The sequence below is a fragment of the Bacillus sp. FSL K6-3176 genome, assembly GCF_038003325.1.
GTDB classification, from domain to species: domain Bacteria; phylum Bacillota; class Bacilli; order Bacillales; family Bacillaceae; genus Bacillus; species Bacillus altitudinis.
On record NZ_JBBOOX010000001.1, the window covers coordinates 2,252,713 to 2,270,188 of the forward strand.

Below are 17,476 nucleotides of genomic sequence, written 5' to 3' on the forward strand. Positions count from 1 at the left end.
GTGTCCCCTCCTTACTTCATCATCATGGTGAGGTTGCCAGCTGTGATGATAACGGTAATGCTTAAAAAGAACATAAGCGATACAACAGCTAATGCAGCAAATATATAAAGAACACTTTTTGAAATGACATCAAGGCAGCTTATAATCGGCCCGCCTCCTAAAGGCTGAAGAATCGCAGCGGCCAGTTTATAAATGAGAGCGAGCGACAGCACTTTAATTGCTGGGAAAGCCGCAATTGAAATCAAAATGGCGACGCCTACAAGACCAACCGTATTTTTCAGCAGCACAGAGGCGCTGATAACGGTATCTGTCGCATCAGTAAACATTCTGCCAAGGACAGGGATGAAATTTCCGGTAATAAACTTGGCTGTGCGAAGAGCGATTCCATCAGTGATAGCAGCAGATGCCCCCTGTACAGAAATGACGCCGAGGAATACAGTTAAAAAAACAGCGAGCCCGCCAATGGCGACATTTCTTAACAGCTGGGCAAGCTGGGTCACTTTGTATTGTTCGGTCAATGTACTGACGATGCTCAAGATCGCTGATAAAAAGATGAGCGGAAGAACGACATATTGAATAAAAACACCGCTCGTGTTCATTAAAAACAAAATCACAGGATGAAAGAATCCGGCTGAGACAAGCCCGCCTGATGAGGCAATAAGTGCTAATAAAAGAGGAATAAGAGCAAGAATAAAACTAGTCATCGTTTGAATGGCTTCTGTTGCATAAGAGATCGCAACATGAAAACTGTTTAATGCAATAATGATAAGCACCATATAAACAAGAGCGTATGCAACTTTACTAACAGTGCTTTGTTCAAACGCATTTTGCAAAAGCTGCAAAAGCGAACAAAAGATGGTGAGTAATATAAGTGTGCCTAAGAGCTTTCCATTGGCAATCAGCTCATGAAACAGATAATGAACAAAAGCCTTCAGCCACGTTTGGGGAGACAGCTCTTTATCGCCATCGATCATTTCCTTCACTGTACCTTTTTGGCTTTCAGGCAGAAAGCCGCCATACTCGTCCAATATCGTTTCCCAAAAGTCACTGATAGAATGAAGCTCTAAGGCATCAGCCTGTCCACCCGCAACTTCTTCTGCGACCGGTTCTTCACTTGATAAAGGCACACTTTCTTCTGCACCTGCATACGGAACGATCATCCAAAAGAACATCATAAACCCTAGCACAGCTGTCACCCGTTTCATCATCATCACCTCTTTTCCATCAAGTCATGGACGGGATCATACCTAGGATCGTCTCAATGATGACCGTTAAAATCGGTACCGCCATGACCAAAATAAGAATTTTGCCGCCAAGCTCTATTTTTGAAGCGATGGCGCCTTGTCCAGCATCCTTTGTGAGCTGGGCACCAAATTCTGCAATATAGGCAATGCCAATGATTTTCAAAATGGTTTCAACGTATTTCATATTGACGCCTGCACTTGCTGCAATTTTTTCAATCATGGAGATAATGGCATAGATTTGATCGATTAAATAAAGGAAAATGACACACCCAGTAAACACAACAAGCATAAAGGCGAAGGTTGGCTTTTGTTCTTTGACGATTAATGCTAGAAAAGTAGCGATTAAACCAAGTCCAACAATTTGAATAATTTCGATTTGTAAGCCCTCCCCTATCCTTGAAATAGAAATACGGCTTTAATCTTCTTAAACAAATCATCCACAATGGTAGCAACCATAAATAAAATGTAGATAAATCCAAGCAGTGTCACCCACTGTGCGTACTCTTTTTTCCCCATTTGATCTAAAATCGTATGGAGAAAAGCCACGACGATACCCACTCCCGCAATTTGGAAAATGACGTTTACATCAACGCCCATGCTCTCGACTCCCTTCTTCTCACATCAATAACAGAATCAGTAGTAACCCACTTAGAAAACCAAGACTTCTCACCATTTTTTCATTTTTCGCTTGGGCAACTTCAGCTTCTTTTTCCTCTGATTCCAAATGGCCTAAAGCTAGCTTGATATATTTTTGCTGAGCCGTCACATCATGCTGACCAAGGGTTTCTCCAAAGTGCTTCAGCGCCTCATATTCGCCTTTTTTTAATACGGTTTTTTTCCATACATCCTCTAGACTTTCATTCCATGCATGCCTCGCAGAAAAGGTTCCAACGTTGAGTTTTTCTGCAAATTGTTCAAATAGCCGATTCACAGGCGGTCCTACTTGGGACGCAATTTGGTCAGCGGCTCTAGCTAAAGGTGTTTGACCATACATAATTTCAGCTTCAAGAGATTGGAGTGCAAACCGGAGCTGGCGGATTTGCTTTGGCCGATCACTGTACCGCTTCGCAAACTCGAATCCTCCCCATGTCGTAGCCGCAACAATGAAAATAGCACCAATAAGCTTTAACATACGTCCACTCCCCGCCTCCTCTTCAGCTCTTGTCCCTCTTGGTCAAATATCCGTCCGATCGTGCCAGGCCCTTTTTCTCTATTTAATTCCACATATCGATCAAACACACGAAGCTGCCATAACGGTTCAAATGATGGCCGTTTAGATAAGTCTTCAAGAGAATACCCATGAGCTGAGACGATAATGGTGACTCCAGCATGGATTGCTTCTAGCAGTGCCTGTACATCTTCACTTTTTCCGATTTCATCGACAATGATGACTTCTGGGCTCATGGACCTGATCATCATCATTAACCCTTCAGCCTTTGGGCACGCATCAAGTACATCAATCCGGTGCCCAAAAGAATGCTGCGGCACTCCTCTTATACAACCTGCGATTTCAGATCGTTCATCTACAATCCCTGTTTTTCTAGGAGAAATGGTTGTTGTTCCTGTACTGACAAGACGTGCTAGATCACGCAGCAATGTCGTTTTCCCGGTTTGCGGCGGACCTATAATCAGTGTGTTACACCAATGTTTTTCATATAAATAAGGGAGAAACGGCAGAGCAATTCCGATCTTCTCTTTTGCGATGCGAATATTAAATGAAGAAATATCTCTTAAGCCTTTGACGAATCCATTTTCGACGATGACCTTTCCAGCAAGCCCAACCCGATGTCCGCCAGATATGGTGATATAGCCCTGTTTTAACTCTTCCTCAAGTGTGTACATGCTGTAATTACTGAGCCTGCCTAATAGCTGAGCCGCATCTTCACCTGTTGTATGATAGGAAAGAAAGCGGGGTTTTCCTCCTTGCATCAGCTCAATTGGGCGATCGGTGCGAATGCGGATTTCTTCTATTTGCGCCCACTCTGCTTCTTTTAACATGCTGAGTTCTTGTCCAATTGAGTGCGGGAGAATATCCAACAAACTCCGCAACGAATTCCCCTCCTTTTTTTCTTCTCTAAAATGTATGATGCATGCCGTTAATTATGCCAAGCCATTTCACTTATAAATTCCAACAAGAATAAATACGACACCAATGAAAATAAACACAAGCTTCGCATAGGATAACTGCCCTGCAATTTGATAGATTCCAATCGTCATCGTGATAATAAAAATGAGCGGCCCGATAATCGCTAATATACTATTGATGACAACCGCTTTACGCACATCATTTGTCACTAAAATGAGGATGGCGGCCGTCAGTTCAATCGCGGCAGATAAAAACCTCATCCCAGCCATGGCAGCGACTGATGGGTGTATACCCGGGAGAAATTGTTTCATATAGAACCTCCAGCTTTTTTTACACTATATGCTTCACTAGCTAGAAGTAGTCTTGTTTTTCAAAAGGAAGAGAGATGGATGAGAGAATAGAGTAAGGGGTGTCATAACGAGGCGTCCTATTTTTCAAATAAAAAAAGACTGTAAACACGAAGTTTACAGTCTCAGATAGTTGACAAAGGGATAAAATGAACTTGATTTTATCCCTTTGTCTTCTTTTCAGCGTGATAGAAAACCTTTGCAGTCTAGGAAGAACGAGTACTGGCGCGGAGCGAATTTGACATTCGTGAGCACCAGCACGCAGGACTGACAAAGAATGCGAGGGTTTGCCTACACGCTGAGACTGTAAACACGAGGTTTACAGTCTCTCTCCGTTCATTACGCTCTTGAAACGTATGAACCGTCAGATGTATTGATCACTAGTTTATCACCTTGGTTCACAAAGAAAGGAACGTTCACGATTAAACCAGTTTCTGTTTTTGCAGGTTTTGATCCACCTGATGTCGTATCACCTTTAATACCAGGCTCTGTTTCTACTACTTCTAGTTCTACAGTGTTTGGAAGTTCTACTCCAAGTGTTTCATCACCGTACATGACGATTTGAACCGACATATTCTCAAGCAAATATTTCAGCTCATCTTTGATTTGCGCTTCGCTTAGTTCAAGTTGTTCGTATGAACTTGTATCCATGAATACATGCTGATCGCCATTTGCATATAAATATTGCATTGTTTTTGTTTCAATTTGAGCTTTCGCTACTTTTTCACCTGCACGGAATGTTTTCTCTTGAATCGCACCTGTACGCAGGTTACGCAGTTTCGAGCGGACAAACGCTGCGCCTTTTCCTGGTTTTACGTGTTGGAAATCCACTACACGCCAAATACCGCCGTCCACTTCAATTGTCAGGCCTGTACGAAAATCGTTTACTGAAATCATTTTGTCATCCTCCTACATTTCACCATCATAATATGATAAGTTCTTTCGGTGAGTGGGTCAATCGTTTATTGCCGTCAGCTGTCAGGACAATATCATCCTCAATTCTCACGCCGCCGACATCCGGCAAGTAAATGCCTGGTTCAACTGTCACAACCATTCCCTCTTCTAACACGACATCTGAGCGTGAGGAAAGGCCAGGTGCTTCATGTACTTCCATACCAAGACCATGTCCAGTCGAATGCCCGAAGTATTGACCGTAGCCATACTTTTCAATGATGTCTCGTGTGATGCGATCAGCTTCTTTTCCTGTTAAGCCTGGCTTGATTTTATCCACACCAGCGTTTTCTGCTTCTAATACGATATGATAAATTTCCTTTAATTTGTCGCTTGGTGTTCCTACAGCAATGGTTCTTGTCATGTCTGAACAATAGCCTTTATAATAGGCACCGAAATCCAGTGTCACCAAGTCGCCAGATTCAATCACCTTTTCGCTCGCTCTCCCGTGTGGCAGGCTTGAACGAACGCCAGAGGCAACAATCATATCGAATGAAGATCCTTCTGCCCCTTCTTTTCTCATGAAAAATTCAAGCTCGTTCATGACCGCAATTTCTGTCAGGCCCGGCTTGATGTACGTGAGAATATGATCAAAGGCACGATCTGCAATCTTCGCAGCTTCCTCTAATATCTTAATCTCTTCATTAGACTTAATCAAGCGCAACTTTTCAACTGATTCTGAGACTGGAACAAGCTCGATACCGCTTGCTTTCCCCGAGTACTGCTGGTAGGTGGCAAATGTCATATGGTTTTGTTCAAAACCAAGACGTTTCACCCCAAATTCGTTTGCCGTTTGGACAGCAGTTTCCACAATGTTTCCTTTATGTTCAATGATGTCATAGCCCTTTACTTGATCCTTGGCTTGCTCTGTGTAACGAAAATCCGTAATAAAGGCGGCACGATCCTTTGAAACGATGGCAAGACCGGCTGATCCAGTAAAACTCGTCATATAATGTAAATTAAAGCTGCTCGTAATCACTAAACCATCTATGTCTAATTCAGCTAAAAGTTTTCTTAGTTTTTCAAGTTTCATGATACTGCTCCCCCTTCACTGACTAAATAACGAATCGCCAATTTATATCCTTCTAAACCGAGTCCAACGATTTGACCTTGGCATACTGGAGCAAGAACCGAATGATGGCGGAATTCCTCTCTCTTATGAACATTTGTGATATGTACTTCGATGACAGGTAACGTAATACTTGCAATGGCATCTCTCAGTGCATAGCTATAGTGGGTAAAAGCACCCGGGTTAAACACGACGCCATCGTACTGGTCTTCTGCTTCATGGAGCGCATCGACCAAATCTCCCTCGTGATTCGATTGAAAGAACGTCAATTGAATATTTGCTCTTTCTGCAAACTGAAACAAATCCGTTTCTAAATCTGTTAATGTTTTACTTCCATAAACTCCTGGCTCTCTCTTGCCGAGCCTATTTAAGTTGGGCCCATTCAGCACTAGAAAATGAGGCATATGACCACTCCTTCACCCTAATTCACTCTATATCGATGTCTGTTTCTTTTTCCTTAGAAACCTTTCGTTTCCAAAAATAATTTTATCATATGAATGGTGGATTTACACTTTATTCTGTCTTTTTCCCGAGTGCCCTTGCAAGCTTCTGACTCGTTAATTCATTATATTCAAATGAAATACTGTATCCGACAAACATGCCATATAAAATATATAGGCAAAATGTCGTCACAATGGTGCTTTGCTGCAAATCTTGCACTTGCTTCACATCGGGGAATATAGGATTAAATACATAAAAAACAAGCAGCCACAAAATCCCTCCATAAATCAGTCCCATCCAAAAACCTTTTATCCGTTTGAGCAGTCCATAATAAATAAAGGCTGCCCCAATAGATAAAATCCCTAAAAGTACAATACTCATAAATGTACCAAGTCCGCCTTTTTTCCATTCACCAAGCACAAATGGCTGCAACAGCATATTTGGACTCACCTCTGAAAAATGAAACATATGGGTCAGAAATCCGATAAAGCCCCAAAAAACTCCGCCGACAAAACCTGTGGCTGCTGCCCTTGCCACCATTGAAGACGTTTGTACTGATTGATTTTTTTCTTCTTGGTTTTTCTTTTCATCACGTTTCATATAAACACCTCCAGCAAGTAGTATGTCCAAAATGTCATGAAAAAAAAGGATTTCCGTGCGAGAGTGTAAAATTTTTATAACAGGGTATACTGGCTAAAAAGAGGTAGATAGAATTCTAGTAGATAATCGACCTGTGAGCTAGTGATTTCCCCTCTTTTCCTGTACAATAAAGGTATAAGGAAATGCATGTAAATTACAGGAAACAGGCAGGTTGATGAAATATGTCCAATCAAACAAAACCTCCAGCATATGGAGGGCAGGCAGTTGTGGAAGGTGTCATGTTCGGAGGTAAAATGAACTATGTGACAGCGATTCGGCGTAAGGATGAGTCGATTGAGTTTTTAAAGCTTCCCCGGACCTCCAATAAACGAACCGCCTTTCTTAAGAAAATCCCTTTTGTCAGGGGTGTTGCTGCACTTGTTGAAGCAAGCGCAAACGGCAGTAAGCACTTAAACTTCTCCAGCGAGCGCTATGACTTAGATCCTTCTGAAGATCATTCTCTTGAAAAAGAACAAAAAAGCTCGAAATTATCAATGATCTTTGGCATTGCTGTGATCGGAGTTCTCTCTCTTCTTTTTAGTAAATTTGTCTTTACTTTAGTGCCTGTCTTTTTAGCCGAACTTGTGCGTCCGGTGTTTTCTGGAAACTTCGCACAAATTGCAGTGGAAACATTCTTTAAATTGATCCTGTTATTAGGCTATATTTACTTTATTTCCATGACCCCTTTAATTAAAAGGGTATTTCAATATCATGGGGCAGAACATAAAGTCATAAACTGCTATGAACAGAATCTTGACATCACAGTGGAAAATGTCCAAAGCCAATCTCGCCTGCATTATCGATGCGGAAGCAGCTTTATTTTATTCACTGTCATTGTCGGCATGTTCGTCTATTTACTCGTACCGACAGATCCTTTATGGGTGAGAGTTCTGAATCGTCTGGCGCTTATTCCGGTTGTTTTGGGCATTTCATTTGAAGTGCTTCAGCTCACAAACAAACTCCGTGATGTGCCAGTGCTTAAAGTGCTTGGCTATCCTGGCCTTTGGCTGCAATTGCTCACAACAAAAGAACCCTCTGATGATCAAGTCGAGGTAGCCATTGCAAGTTTTAATGAACTTCTTCGTTTAGAGGAAGCATCTGCGAAACAAGCATCAGATTCTGCTCATCAAGTGATCTAGTTTATAAATCCGGTAAATTCTTTCGGAGGTGGACAGTTATGAATCGCCGAGTACATCCTGCTTTTACCATTATTTTCGCTTTAGGTGTTTTGGGATTTGTGTATTTACTCACAACGAATCCAAGCAGACTCTTTACAATGCTGCTATCAGTTGTGATCATTGGAGCGGTTATGTTCTTCCTATTTAGATGGCTGATGAATCGAAGAACTGGAACAGAAGGAAATCTTTATCGTAAAGCAGTCAAACAATCAAAACGTCGCTACCAGCAGCCTAAACCAAAAACGAAAAGCCAGATGAAAAACCGGGTCACTCATTTGCGAAGCGTGCCGACTGACCACAAGTCGAAGCCCGTCCTTCTCAAAAAGAAAAGCCAAACACATTTGACAGTGATTGAAGGCAAGAAAAACAAAAAGAAAAATCGCGCCTTATTTTAAAATGTCCAGCTCTTTAAAAATTGCTCGGCCTTCAGTCTGCCTAGATCGACGAGCGCCCTTTTCTTTTCTGTCATCAGCTGAAAATCAGTGGCAATGACGTGTTCTACAGGAATAAAAATAATATGACGTTCGTGTTTTGTGGCAATATGTCTTTCGTCATGAGCACCACGCATCGTTTCAAATAGAGCGCCAAACAGTTCAAACGCATTGCGGATGGAATGTTGAGGGCGTTCTTTTTCGTTTGGGGTTAATGTGACACCGACAAACGGTCTTTTTTTCTCTTCTGCAAATAGCCAAATGGGAAAGTTGCTGAGCACTCCGCCATCCACTATGGTACAAATTCCTTTTGAAGACCTCAGTTTGACAGGTTCGAAAAAATACGGCAGACTGCAGCTCATCCGAATGGCTCTGGCAACAGAAAACCGTTCTGGATTTAACCCATAGGAAGGAAGGTCATCTGGAAGGACAAGGATTTTGCCATTTGTTAAATCAGAAGCGACGATTTTGAGCGTATCTTTTTTCAGATCCCCAAATACGGTGACGCCTTTTCGTTTTAACACGTCTGTCAGCCATTTTTCTAGACGGTCACCTTTGTAAAGGCCAAGACGCCAATAAATAGACACCCACCTGAGCATTTTAAACGGGATGAATTGACACCTTCGATCAAGCAATTGATGCTCATCCATTTCGTCTAACAGCTCCCGAATCTCCTGACTCGTAAAACCCGCTGCGATGAGTGAAGCAATGATCGCTCCCGCACTTGTTCCAGCGAGACGGACAAATTGAAACCCTCTTGCTTCAAGCGCTTCATAGGCGCCTGCAAGTGCTGCACCCTTAATGCCTCCACCTGAGAACACACCATCTATCTTCATCAAGGAGCCCCCTTTTCTGTCACACTATTAATAGTGTAGGAGCATTTGCCTTTCATTAGAACTATATTCAAAAAGGACACCCTTCGACAGGTGTCCTTTTTCTTAAGATTCTTGATTTGTTTGTTCGTTTTTCTTTTGAATCGCTTTCAGCTGAACGGATCGCTCATCGTTTTCTTCAAAGAATTGGACAAGGTCGCCGATGCGGTCAATGCTGTTCCAGCTGAGATGATGCTCAATACCTTCTACATCATCATAAATTTTCTCTTCATCTACACCAATGATTCTTAAAAATTGCTCTAGCAGTTCATGTCTGTATACGAGACGTTTTCCAATTTTTTTGCCTTTCGGGGTTAAAATTAGACCACGATATTTCTCATAAATGAGGTATTCATCTTTATCTAGCTTCTGAACCATTTTTGTTACAGAGGAGGGATGGACAGCGAGGGCTTCTGCAATATCAGATACTCTTGCATATCCTTTTTCTTCTATCAGCATATAAATTTGTTCAATATAATCTTCCATACTAGGTGTAGTCATAAAACCCCTCCAAAATGCACCTTTACTTAATAATCATAACAATTCTACACCATCGCCCATTAAAAAACAAGAAGAGTCCTTCGTCTTAACGCTTGTAATTCCAATCATCTGTGGCGTATTTCGTTTTGGCGAGGTGATGAACAAATGCCAACTCTTCATCTGTCAGCTCATAAGGCACAAGCTCGATATTTAATCCTTTTTCAAACCCTCGTTTAAATGCAACACGCGCATCGTCTATCGTACATGTTCGATCTGAAATTTCATTGATCGCCACCGCTTTGTTTTTAAAGCTGCGCTGCATCCGCTCTCTCACCCGGTCATTTGGATACAGAAATAAATCAAACAATTTATCCTCATCAAGATCAATTAAAATCGAGCCATGCTGGAGGATCACACCTTTTTGCCTTGTTTGCGCACTGCCTGCTACTTTTCTGCCTTCTACAACAAGCTCGTACCATGAAGGCGCATCAAAACATACAGACGATCTTGGATTTTTTAAGCTTTCTTTTTCTTTTTCTGTACGAGGAATGGCAAAATACGCATCGAGTCCCAGTTCTTTAAAGCCCTCTAAAATCCCTTCTGAAATGACGCGGTATGCCTCTGTCACCGTCGCCGGCATCTCTGGGTGCTCTTCTGACACGATGACACTGTAGGTCAATTCCTGATCATGAAGAACGCCGCGGCCTCCTGTAGGCCTGCGAACAAATCCAAGACCATAGCGCTCAACCGCTTCCATGTTGATTTCTTTTTCAACATGTTGAAAATATCCAACAGATAATGTCGCTGGATTCCAACCATAAAAACGGATCACAGGCGGGATCAGCTTCTCGCTATGCCAATAAAGCAAGGCTTCGTCCATTGCCATGTTAAAGGCAGGGTCTTGGTTTCCTGTATCAATGAAACACCATTTCTCTTTTTGCATATAAAATCCCTTCTCTTTTACGTAGTCAACGTTAGATGACGGTGGTGACCACCGATTTTCTCTCTTCATCAGTCTATCAAATAGGGAAGGAATTGAAAATAATTCTTACCATTTATGATGACAAGTTTCTTTTGCTTTACTATAATAGTATTTGTCTAAAACGTACCATCAGACAGGTGACTGTGCTGATGCTCAAGAAGGAGTCGAGTCGTATTGCCAATATTCAACTATATCGTCCTCTCACTTTGTGGACTTTTCGTTCTTTATTCCATCGGCAGTTACATTTATCAGCAGCGCATTATGAAAACGCTGACGGAAGCAGAATTTATCAAAGGTTACCGCAAAGCCCAACTCATTGATGTGAGAGAACCAAATGAGTTTGAAGGTGGACATATTTTAGGCGCAAGAAACATTCCCCTTTCACAATTAAAGCAGCGCAAAAATGAAATACGCCCTGACAAGCCTGTTTATCTCTATTGCCAAAATAATTTGAGAAGCGGAAAGGCTGCTCAAACGTTACGTAAAAATGGCTGTCGTGAGATTTATAATTTAAAGGGCGGCTTTAAAAAATGGGGCGGCCGCATTAAAACAAAGAACTAACAAAAAAGACTCTGGGAGCTATTGCCCCCCATGAGTCTTTTTATTTTCTTTCAAAAACCAGCACTGGATTCCGTGCAGCCTTTGTTTCATCCATTCGTTTCACAACGGTTGTATGTGGTGCTTCCTGTACGATTTCTGGGTTCTCTTCCGCTTCTTTTGCAATTTGAATCATCGCTTCAATAAATGCATCAAGGGTTTCTTTTGATTCTGTTTCAGTTGGTTCAATCATGATACATTCCTCTACATTGAGCGGGAAGTAAATCGTTGGCGGATGATAGCCAAAATCAAGTAATCGTTTGGCAATATCCAGTGTCCGCACACCTAGTTTCTTTTGACGTTTACCTGAAAGGACAAATTCATGCTTACAGTGGCGGTCAAATGGCAAATCATAATGAGCACATAAGCGGCGCATCATATAGTTTGCATTCAACACCGCATGATCAGTTACAGCCTTTAAGCCGTCTGGTCCCATAGAGCGGATATACGCATACGCTCTGACATTGATACCAAAGTTCCCATAGAACGGTTTCACACGGCCGATGGATTCTGGACGATCGTAATCAAAGAAATAACGACCTTCTTTCTTCACAAGCACTGGCTTTGGCAAATATGGAATCAAATCCTTTTTCACGCCAACTGGACCTGAACCAGGGCCTCCTCCTCCGTGTGGACCTGTAAAGGTTTTATGAAGATTTAAGTGAACCACATCAAATCCCATATCCCCCGGTCTTGCTCTGCTTAATACGGCATTTAAGTTCGCTCCATCATAATAGAGCTTCCCGCCTGCTCCGTGGACGATTTCAGCCATTTCTAAAATATTTTCTTCAAAAAGGCCAAGTGTATTTGGATTTGTGAGCATGAGAGCCGCCGTTTCTTCATTGACAACACGGCGCAGGTCGTCTAAATCGACAAGCCCATGTTCATTAGATGCCACCGTAATCGTTTCAAATCCAGCCACTGTTGCAGATGCGGGATTTGTTCCATGAGCAGAATCAGGCACGATGACTTTTGTTCGTTTATGATCTCCTCTTGCTTCATGGTATGCACGAATCATCATGAGCCCCGTCCATTCGCCATGTGCTCCTGCCGCAGGCTGTAATGTCACGGCGTCCATTCCTGTAATTTCTTCTAAATGGTCGCCTAAATCATAAAGTAACTCTAATGCACCTTGCACAGTGTCTGCCTCTTGAAGTGGATGCACATGCGAGAAGCCTGCAAGACGTGCCACCTTTTCGTTAATCTTTGGATTATATTTCATCGTACAAGAGCCTAGAGGATAAAAGCCAGAATCGACCCCGTGATTACGCCTAGATAATGCTGTGTAGTGACGCATAATATCCAGCTCAGAAACCTCTGGCAGCTCCGCATCTTCATGGCGGATATACGTTTCATCAAATAAATCTGGGAGCTTCTCCTCAGGTACGTCTAAATCAGGCAGGCTGTAACCAATTCTTCCTTCTTTGGATAATTCAAAAATAAGCGGCTGATCTTGTTTATTCATGACGATCCCCCAATTCCTTGATGAACGTATCAATTTCTTCTTTTGTTCTTAGTTCTGTCACAGCGACGAGCATATGCTGCTGAAGCTCTGGATAATCCCGTCCCAAGTCATATCCACCGATGATTCCTTTTTCAAGCAATCGTTTATTGGCTTCTTTCACAGGTTCATTCAGTTTCAACACAAATTCATTAAAATGAGCGCCCTCTATTTCAGCCTGTAACCCGTGTTTTTCTGCCTGCGTCTTGGCATAATGGGCTTTTTGTACGTTTTGATAGGCAATGTCTTTGATACCTGTTTTTCCAAGCGCCGTCATCGCAACAGAAGCGGCTAACGCATTTAATGCTTGGTTCGAACAAATATTTGAAGTCGCTTTGTCTCTTCGGATATGCTGCTCGCGCGCTTGAAGGGTCAGCACAAATCCTCGCACACCGTTCTCGTCTTCTGTTTGCCCGACTAAACGCCCCGGCACTTTCCGCATTAATTTTTTCGTCACAGCAAAATATCCACAATGAGGTCCGCCAAATGCAGCTGGAATGCCAAATGGCTGCGCATCACCAACGACAATATCTGCCCCAAGCTTTCCTGGAGGTGTCAGTAAACCAAGTGCAAGCGGGTTGCTTGAGACGATGAATAAACTTTTCCCTTTATGTGCAATCGGTTCAATGTCTTTTAACGGTTCAACAACACCGAAGAAGTTTGGGTATTGTACAAGGACCGCTGCTGTTTCCTCGCAGACAGCTTCTTCTAATGCAGCTAGATCGGTCTGACCTTTTCGCGCAGGTACCTCGACGACTTCAATATGCTGTCCTTTCGCATATGTTTTCAGCACCGCTCTTGATTCAGGATGAACCGTTTCAGAGACCACAACCTTTTTCTTCTTTGTATGTCCTGCAGCCAGCATCGCCGCTTCAGCTAATGCCGTTCCGCCATCATACATCGAGGAGTTGGCAAGATCCATACCGGTCAGCTCAGCAATCATTGTTTGAAATTCAAAGATTGCTTGCAATTCACCTTGAGAAATTTCAGGCTGATAAGGTGTGTACGCTGTATAAAATTCAGAACGTGAAATCACATGGTCGACAATCACAGGCTGGTAATGATCATACACACCAGCACCTAAAAACGAGGCATAGGCCACTGTATCTTTATTTTTTGCAGCAAGACGAGACAATTCCCGCACTAGCTCTGTTTCAGATGCGGCTTCTTTGATGTTGTATGCACCTTTGAATCTGACTTTCTCTGGGATATCTGAGAAAAGCTCATCAATCGACTGAACACCGATGACATCCAGCATTTCTTTTTGATCTTGCTCTGTTTGCGGCAAATACCTGTGCTTCATCCTCTATTCCTCCTCGTTATTTGGCTCTTTTATAAAATGGTGTGGCGACGATTTTGGCTTTTAGACGTTTTTTACGAACTTGCACTTCCACTTCTGTCCCAAGCTGCGCCTCTGATGTTTCAATCAAGGCAAGCCCAATATTTTTCTTTAATGTTGGAGATTGTGTACCGGTTGTGACTACACCAATCTGCTTATCTCCTGAGAAGACCGGATAGTCTGTCCGCGGAATCCCCTTATCTATCATTTCAATCCCGACAAGCTTTCGCTTTGGTCCTTCTTCTTTTTGTTTTTTAAGTGCATCTTTTCCGATAAAATCTGCTTCTTTATCCGTTTTAACAGCAAAACCAATGCCGCCTTCTAAAGGAGAAATATCCTTTGTGAGCTCTTGGCCATAAAGCGGAAGTCTTGCTTCAAATCTTAAGGTGTCACGTGCACCGAGTCCACATGGAATCAGTCCTTTCGGCTGTCCGGCATCTAATAAAGCGGTCCAAAGGTGAACAGCATCTTCTGACTGGCAGTAGATTTCAAAGCCATCTTCTCCTGTGTAGCCGGTTCTTGAGACAAGCACCTCTTTTTGCGCAATGATTGCTTTTGATAAAAACGTAAATGGCTTCAGTGATGTTACCTCTTCATCCGCAACATCTTTGATGATGTCAGCAGCATGAGGTCCTTGAAGGGCTAACAAGGCGGTTTGATCAGAGACATTTTTAATCGAAACACCTTCCTCACCTTGATGTTTAAGCAGCCAATCCACATCTTTTTCAATATTTGAAGCATTGATCACAAGTAAATAGTTGTTCTTTTCTTTTTGGTAGACGAGCAGATCATCCACCGTTCCGCCATCTTCATAACACATGGCTGTATATAGTGCCTTACCGTCTGTCAGCTTTGACAGATCATTGGTTAATAACCTTTGTAAAAAAGGAAGGGCTCCCTGACCTGTGACTTCCACCTCACCCATGTGAGACACATCAAACAGCCCTGCTTTTGTTCGAACAGCTTCATGTTCTTCTTTAATGGAAGAAAATTGGACAGGTAATTCCCAGCCCCCGAAGTCAATGGTTTTTGCGCCAAACGTTTCATACGCATGAAAAAGCGGTGTTCGTTTCAACATCAATCGTTTCCCCCTTTTTTCTTACAGTGCACATCACAAGCTGAATTTTCAGAAAAAAATCACAGCAAAAAAGGACAGAGCGCTCCCTTTTATCAAAAAGAAGTCTCTGTCCTTGCACCTGAAAGTTTACAGCACAACATCATTGTGCGTTTTCCCCTTTGGTGGTTTGCTAAAAATCGCTGCGCAAACACTCTCCAGAGTTGCGTCCGGTAAGAGTACTTTTGCCTGAGAGATTCACTGAACCAATTCAGCTTGCTCCTTCGGCGCCTGTCAGTGCAAAATAACCGCTAGGTCTCTCCCCATACCATCATCCGCTCATATTCTTCACCTTTATTGGACATACTATCAAAATGGGTGACTTATTCTCTAGATCACTTACCAACATCCTACCATTAGAAATGGATGAAGAGCAACAGAAAAATCATTAACATTTTTAAAATAATCATTCATTATCGTTCGCTTTTATTGATATATAACATCTTTTAAATCGCTATCAAAAAATGAAGCGTTTAAAAACAGAACGATTTTATCATCACTCTACCAGAAAGGCAGGCGGTCACATTGAATATTCAAACGATATTTGATCAAAAATGGGCAAGTGAATTTCAAAAGCGGCTTACAGCAGACGGTCCCTGGGCGAATTGGGATATGTACCGTTTAGCAGCACAGGTACAAAAAGTGACAGCCATTGATTCATTTGAAGGACTGCAAGCACCTGCGCACCTGCCTGCATTTACTCCTTTAAAACACCAGCTCGAAGTCGCTAGAAGAGTCGTAGAAGAGATGAATGGGAAAGCCATTTTAGCAGATGAAGTGGGTCTTGGAAAAACCGTTGAAGCAGGACTGATTATCAAAGAATACATGATTCGCGGACTTGCTAAAAAGATTCTCATTCTCGTACCCGCCTCCCTTGTGTCCCAATGGGTACAAGAACTGCGGACGAAATTTTACATAGATGCTGTCGAGCAAAAGAAGAGCTATGTGTGGGAGCAGTGCGATGTTGTGGTTTCCTCAATTGATACAGCCAAAAGACAGCCGCATCGAGACACGATCTTATCCATCTCCTACGATATGGTCATTATTGATGAAGCACACAAACTGAAAAACAATAAAACGAAAAACTATGAGTTTGTGAGAAATTTGAATAAAAAGTTCTGCCTACTGCTCACAGCCACACCTATCCAAAATCGGATAGGAGAAATTTTTAATCTCGTCTCTCTGTTGAAGCCAGGCCATTTAGGTAATGAAACACAATTTAAAGACCTCTTTGCCAAAAAAGATCTTCAACTTGAAGACCATGACCGGCTAAAACAGTTAGTCAATAAAGTCATGATTCGGAACCGGAGACAAGACACTGGCATCGAGTGGTCAAAGCGTCATGTAAAGACGATTTCTATTGATTTCTCCCCGACAGAACAAGCACTATATGATGAAATTTGCAAGTTAAAAGAAAACCCTTCCTATACGAAGCACATGTTTTCAATTATGACCTTAGAACGAGAATGCTGTTCGAGTCGTGAGGCCGTCTATATGACCATTAAAAAAATGCAAGAAGAGGAAAAACACATTCTAGGTGCTTCTGCGATGATACACATCATGGAGAAAATTAACCAGGTAGAACAAAATTCTAAAGCACTTGAAGTCGTTAAACTCATTCAGCAATTAAATGAAAAAGTCATTATCTTCACTGAATACCGTGCGACACAAATTTATTTGCAATGGTTTCTCCAGCAAAACGGCATCAGTTCGGTTCCTTTTCGAGGCGGGTTTAAACGTAGTAAAAAAGACTGGATGAAAGATTTATTTAGAGAGCGGGCGCAAGTTCTCATCGCAACAGAAGCAGGCGGCGAGGGGATCAACCTTCAATTTTGCAACCAAATCATCAACTACGACCTTCCGTGGAACCCAATGCGCTTGGAACAAAGAATTGGACGTATTCACCGGCTCGGTCAAGAGCGGGATGTCCACATTTACAATATGGCAACAAGCGGGACAGTCGAAGAACATATTTTAAAACTTTTATATGAAAAAATTCAGCTGTTTGAAAACGTCATTGGCGATCTAGATGATATTTTAACCCGAATTGATATCCAAGATGCTGAAACAGAATTGCATCAAATTCTCTTCCAGCACGAGTCTGACGTAGACATGAAAAAGAAATTAACCCAATTTGCTTCCTATTTAACAGAAGCACAAACACCGCTTTTAGAAGAAAGACAGCAAGGTTCATAAAGGAGAGTT

General features: G+C 42.2%; 20 protein-coding genes and 2 riboswitches. Of the genes, 4 read left to right on the forward strand and 16 right to left on the reverse strand.

Translation table 11 applies throughout. The annotated features are described in order from the left end of the window. Positions 1-11 precede the first annotated feature (11 nt). The 10 genes from spoIIIAE to MHB38_RS11690 all read right to left on the reverse strand — a co-directional run bounded on the left by spoIIIAE (position 12) and on the right by MHB38_RS11690 (position 6,738). On the reverse strand, positions 12-1,205 hold the full coding sequence (spoIIIAE, locus tag MHB38_RS11645) for a stage III sporulation protein AE (RefSeq protein WP_017357967.1): 1,194 nt from the start codon (positions 1,203-1,205) through the stop codon (positions 12-14). Between the two features lie 19 nt (positions 1,206-1,224). Then, entirely contained in the window at positions 1,225-1,638 is a 414-nt protein-coding gene (gene spoIIIAD / locus MHB38_RS11650) for a stage III sporulation protein AD (protein WP_087978339.1), read from the reverse strand. Then, entirely contained in the window at positions 1,635-1,841 is a 207-nt protein-coding gene (gene spoIIIAC / locus MHB38_RS11655; RefSeq protein ID WP_003153142.1) for a stage III sporulation protein AC, read from the reverse strand. Before spoIIIAC ends, spoIIIAD begins: the two co-directional genes overlap by 4 nt. 19 nt (positions 1,842-1,860) lie before the next feature. Next, on the reverse strand, positions 1,861-2,376 hold the full coding sequence (spoIIIAB, locus tag MHB38_RS11660; protein ID WP_007501189.1) for a stage III sporulation protein SpoIIIAB: 516 nt from the start codon (positions 2,374-2,376) through the stop codon (positions 1,861-1,863). Then, positions 2,370-3,293, reverse strand: a complete 924-nt coding sequence (spoIIIAA, locus tag MHB38_RS11665; protein ID WP_083693024.1) for a stage III sporulation protein AA — start codon at positions 3,291-3,293, stop codon at positions 2,370-2,372. Before spoIIIAA ends, spoIIIAB begins: the two co-directional genes overlap by 7 nt. Positions 3,294-3,359: 66 nt before the next feature. Further along, positions 3,360-3,641 (reverse strand): YqhV family protein, encoded by a 282-nt coding sequence (locus MHB38_RS11670; protein ID WP_017367580.1) that lies wholly within the window; start codon positions 3,639-3,641, stop codon positions 3,360-3,362. A 375-nt stretch (positions 3,642-4,016) separates the two neighbouring features. Next, complete coding sequence (efp, locus tag MHB38_RS11675; protein ID WP_007501192.1) at positions 4,017-4,574, reverse strand: elongation factor P; 558 nt, start codon at positions 4,572-4,574, stop codon at positions 4,017-4,019. Between the two features lie 25 nt (positions 4,575-4,599). Beyond that, positions 4,600-5,661, reverse strand: coding sequence for a M24 family metallopeptidase (locus MHB38_RS11680; protein ID WP_017367581.1), 1,062 nt, complete (start codon positions 5,659-5,661; stop codon positions 4,600-4,602). Then, on the reverse strand, positions 5,658-6,101 hold the full coding sequence (gene aroQ / locus MHB38_RS11685) for a type II 3-dehydroquinate dehydratase (protein ID WP_007501195.1): 444 nt from the start codon (positions 6,099-6,101) through the stop codon (positions 5,658-5,660). Before aroQ ends, MHB38_RS11680 begins: the two co-directional genes overlap by 4 nt. 109 nt (positions 6,102-6,210) lie before the next feature. Next, the gene (locus tag MHB38_RS11690) at positions 6,211-6,738 is read right to left on the reverse strand and encodes a YqhR family membrane protein (RefSeq protein ID WP_017367582.1); all 528 of its coding nucleotides are present in this window, start codon (positions 6,736-6,738) and stop codon (positions 6,211-6,213) included. 221 nt (positions 6,739-6,959) lie between these two features. On the opposite strand from MHB38_RS11690, the gene MHB38_RS11695 reads away from it, so the two are divergent. Beyond that, positions 6,960-7,916 (forward strand): DUF1385 domain-containing protein, encoded by a 957-nt coding sequence (locus tag MHB38_RS11695; RefSeq protein WP_017357970.1) that lies wholly within the window; start codon positions 6,960-6,962, stop codon positions 7,914-7,916. A gap of 38 nt (positions 7,917-7,954) precedes the next feature. Continuing rightward, positions 7,955-8,350 (forward strand): SA1362 family protein, encoded by a 396-nt coding sequence (locus tag MHB38_RS11700; RefSeq protein WP_008342206.1) that lies wholly within the window; start codon positions 7,955-7,957, stop codon positions 8,348-8,350. On the opposite strand, the gene MHB38_RS11705 is transcribed toward MHB38_RS11700, so the two are convergent. The 3 genes from MHB38_RS11705 to MHB38_RS11715 all read right to left on the reverse strand — a co-directional run bounded on the left by MHB38_RS11705 (position 8,347) and on the right by MHB38_RS11715 (position 10,681). Further along, positions 8,347-9,222 (reverse strand): patatin-like phospholipase family protein, encoded by an 876-nt coding sequence (locus MHB38_RS11705; protein WP_341003462.1) that lies wholly within the window; start codon positions 9,220-9,222, stop codon positions 8,347-8,349. The two genes, MHB38_RS11700 and MHB38_RS11705, sit on opposite strands and share 4 nt — an antisense overlap. Positions 9,223-9,324: 102 nt before the next feature. Further along, the gene (gene mntR / locus MHB38_RS11710; RefSeq protein ID WP_003215946.1) at positions 9,325-9,759 is read right to left on the reverse strand and encodes a transcriptional regulator MntR; all 435 of its coding nucleotides are present in this window, start codon (positions 9,757-9,759) and stop codon (positions 9,325-9,327) included. Positions 9,760-9,844: 85 nt separating this feature from the next. After that, entirely contained in the window at positions 9,845-10,681 is an 837-nt protein-coding gene (locus MHB38_RS11715; protein WP_017357972.1) for a lipoate--protein ligase family protein, read from the reverse strand. 219 nt (positions 10,682-10,900) lie between these two features. Between MHB38_RS11715 and MHB38_RS11720 the strand changes: the two genes are divergently transcribed. After that, positions 10,901-11,281: a rhodanese-like domain-containing protein gene (locus tag MHB38_RS11720; RefSeq protein WP_024718853.1), complete on the forward strand. Its 381-nt coding sequence runs from the start codon at positions 10,901-10,903 to the stop codon at positions 11,279-11,281. 40 nt (positions 11,282-11,321) lie between these two features. Here MHB38_RS11720 and gcvPB read toward each other — a convergent pair whose 3' ends face one another. The 3 genes from gcvPB to gcvT are packed head-to-tail and all read right to left on the reverse strand — an operon-like array spanning position 11,322 to position 15,235. After that, the gene (gcvPB, locus tag MHB38_RS11725) at positions 11,322-12,782 is read right to left on the reverse strand and encodes an aminomethyl-transferring glycine dehydrogenase subunit GcvPB (RefSeq protein ID WP_017367585.1); all 1,461 of its coding nucleotides are present in this window, start codon (positions 12,780-12,782) and stop codon (positions 11,322-11,324) included. Then, a complete protein-coding gene (gene gcvPA, locus MHB38_RS11730; protein ID WP_341003464.1) occupies positions 12,775-14,121 on the reverse strand; it encodes an aminomethyl-transferring glycine dehydrogenase subunit GcvPA in 1,347 nt (448 codons plus the stop codon). The genes gcvPB and gcvPA overlap by 8 nt, the downstream gene beginning before the upstream one ends. A 16-nt stretch (positions 14,122-14,137) precedes the next feature. Next, the gene (gene gcvT / locus MHB38_RS11735) at positions 14,138-15,235 is read right to left on the reverse strand and encodes a glycine cleavage system aminomethyltransferase GcvT (protein WP_116307130.1); all 1,098 of its coding nucleotides are present in this window, start codon (positions 15,233-15,235) and stop codon (positions 14,138-14,140) included. 104 nt (positions 15,236-15,339) lie between these two features. Beyond that, positions 15,340-15,435: riboswitch (glycine riboswitch) on the reverse strand. A 3-nt stretch (positions 15,436-15,438) separates the two neighbouring features. Then, a riboswitch (glycine riboswitch) is annotated at positions 15,439-15,546 on the reverse strand. A gap of 250 nt (positions 15,547-15,796) precedes the next feature. Here gcvT and MHB38_RS11740 point away from each other — a divergent pair. Then, on the forward strand, positions 15,797-17,467 hold the full coding sequence (locus MHB38_RS11740; protein ID WP_144610269.1) for a DEAD/DEAH box helicase: 1,671 nt from the start codon (positions 15,797-15,799) through the stop codon (positions 17,465-17,467). Positions 17,468-17,476 lie beyond the last annotated feature (9 nt).

What these genes read in the sequence shown, in the direction of transcription:
- gcvT (WP_116307130.1), bottom strand. Translation starts at nt 15,235, where the DNA reads ATGTTGAAACGAACACCGCTTTTTCATGCGTATGAAACGTTTGGCGCA.
- mntR (WP_003215946.1), bottom strand. Translation starts at nt 9,759, where the DNA reads ATGACTACACCTAGTATGGAAGATTATATTGAACAAATTTATATGCTG.
- MHB38_RS11705 (WP_341003462.1), bottom strand. Translation starts at nt 9,222, where the DNA reads ATGAAGATAGATGGTGTGTTCTCAGGTGGAGGCATTAAGGGTGCAGCA.
- MHB38_RS11690 (WP_017367582.1), bottom strand. Translation starts at nt 6,738, where the DNA reads ATGAAACGTGATGAAAAGAAAAACCAAGAAGAAAAAAATCAATCAGTA.
- MHB38_RS11670 (WP_017367580.1), bottom strand. Translation starts at nt 3,641, where the DNA reads ATGAAACAATTTCTCCCGGGTATACACCCATCAGTCGCTGCCATGGCT.
- MHB38_RS11715 (WP_017357972.1), bottom strand. Translation starts at nt 10,681, where the DNA reads ATGCAAAAAGAGAAATGGTGTTTCATTGATACAGGAAACCAAGACCCT.
- spoIIIAE (WP_017357967.1), bottom strand. Translation starts at nt 1,205, where the DNA reads ATGAAACGGGTGACAGCTGTGCTAGGGTTTATGATGTTCTTTTGGATG.
- MHB38_RS11695 (WP_017357970.1), top strand. Translation starts at nt 6,960, where the DNA reads ATGTCCAATCAAACAAAACCTCCAGCATATGGAGGGCAGGCAGTTGTG.
- efp (WP_007501192.1), bottom strand. Translation starts at nt 4,574, where the DNA reads ATGATTTCAGTAAACGATTTTCGTACAGGCCTGACAATTGAAGTGGAC.
- gcvPA (WP_341003464.1), bottom strand. Translation starts at nt 14,121, where the DNA reads ATGAAGCACAGGTATTTGCCGCAAACAGAGCAAGATCAAAAAGAAATG.
- gcvPB (WP_017367585.1), bottom strand. Translation starts at nt 12,782, where the DNA reads ATGAATAAACAAGATCAGCCGCTTATTTTTGAATTATCCAAAGAAGGA.
- MHB38_RS11680 (WP_017367581.1), bottom strand. Translation starts at nt 5,661, where the DNA reads ATGAAACTTGAAAAACTAAGAAAACTTTTAGCTGAATTAGACATAGAT.
- MHB38_RS11700 (WP_008342206.1), top strand. Translation starts at nt 7,955, where the DNA reads ATGAATCGCCGAGTACATCCTGCTTTTACCATTATTTTCGCTTTAGGT.
- aroQ (WP_007501195.1), bottom strand. Translation starts at nt 6,101, where the DNA reads ATGCCTCATTTTCTAGTGCTGAATGGGCCCAACTTAAATAGGCTCGGC.
- spoIIIAB (WP_007501189.1), bottom strand. Translation starts at nt 2,376, where the DNA reads ATGTTAAAGCTTATTGGTGCTATTTTCATTGTTGCGGCTACGACATGG.
- spoIIIAC (WP_003153142.1), bottom strand. Translation starts at nt 1,841, where the DNA reads ATGGGCGTTGATGTAAACGTCATTTTCCAAATTGCGGGAGTGGGTATC.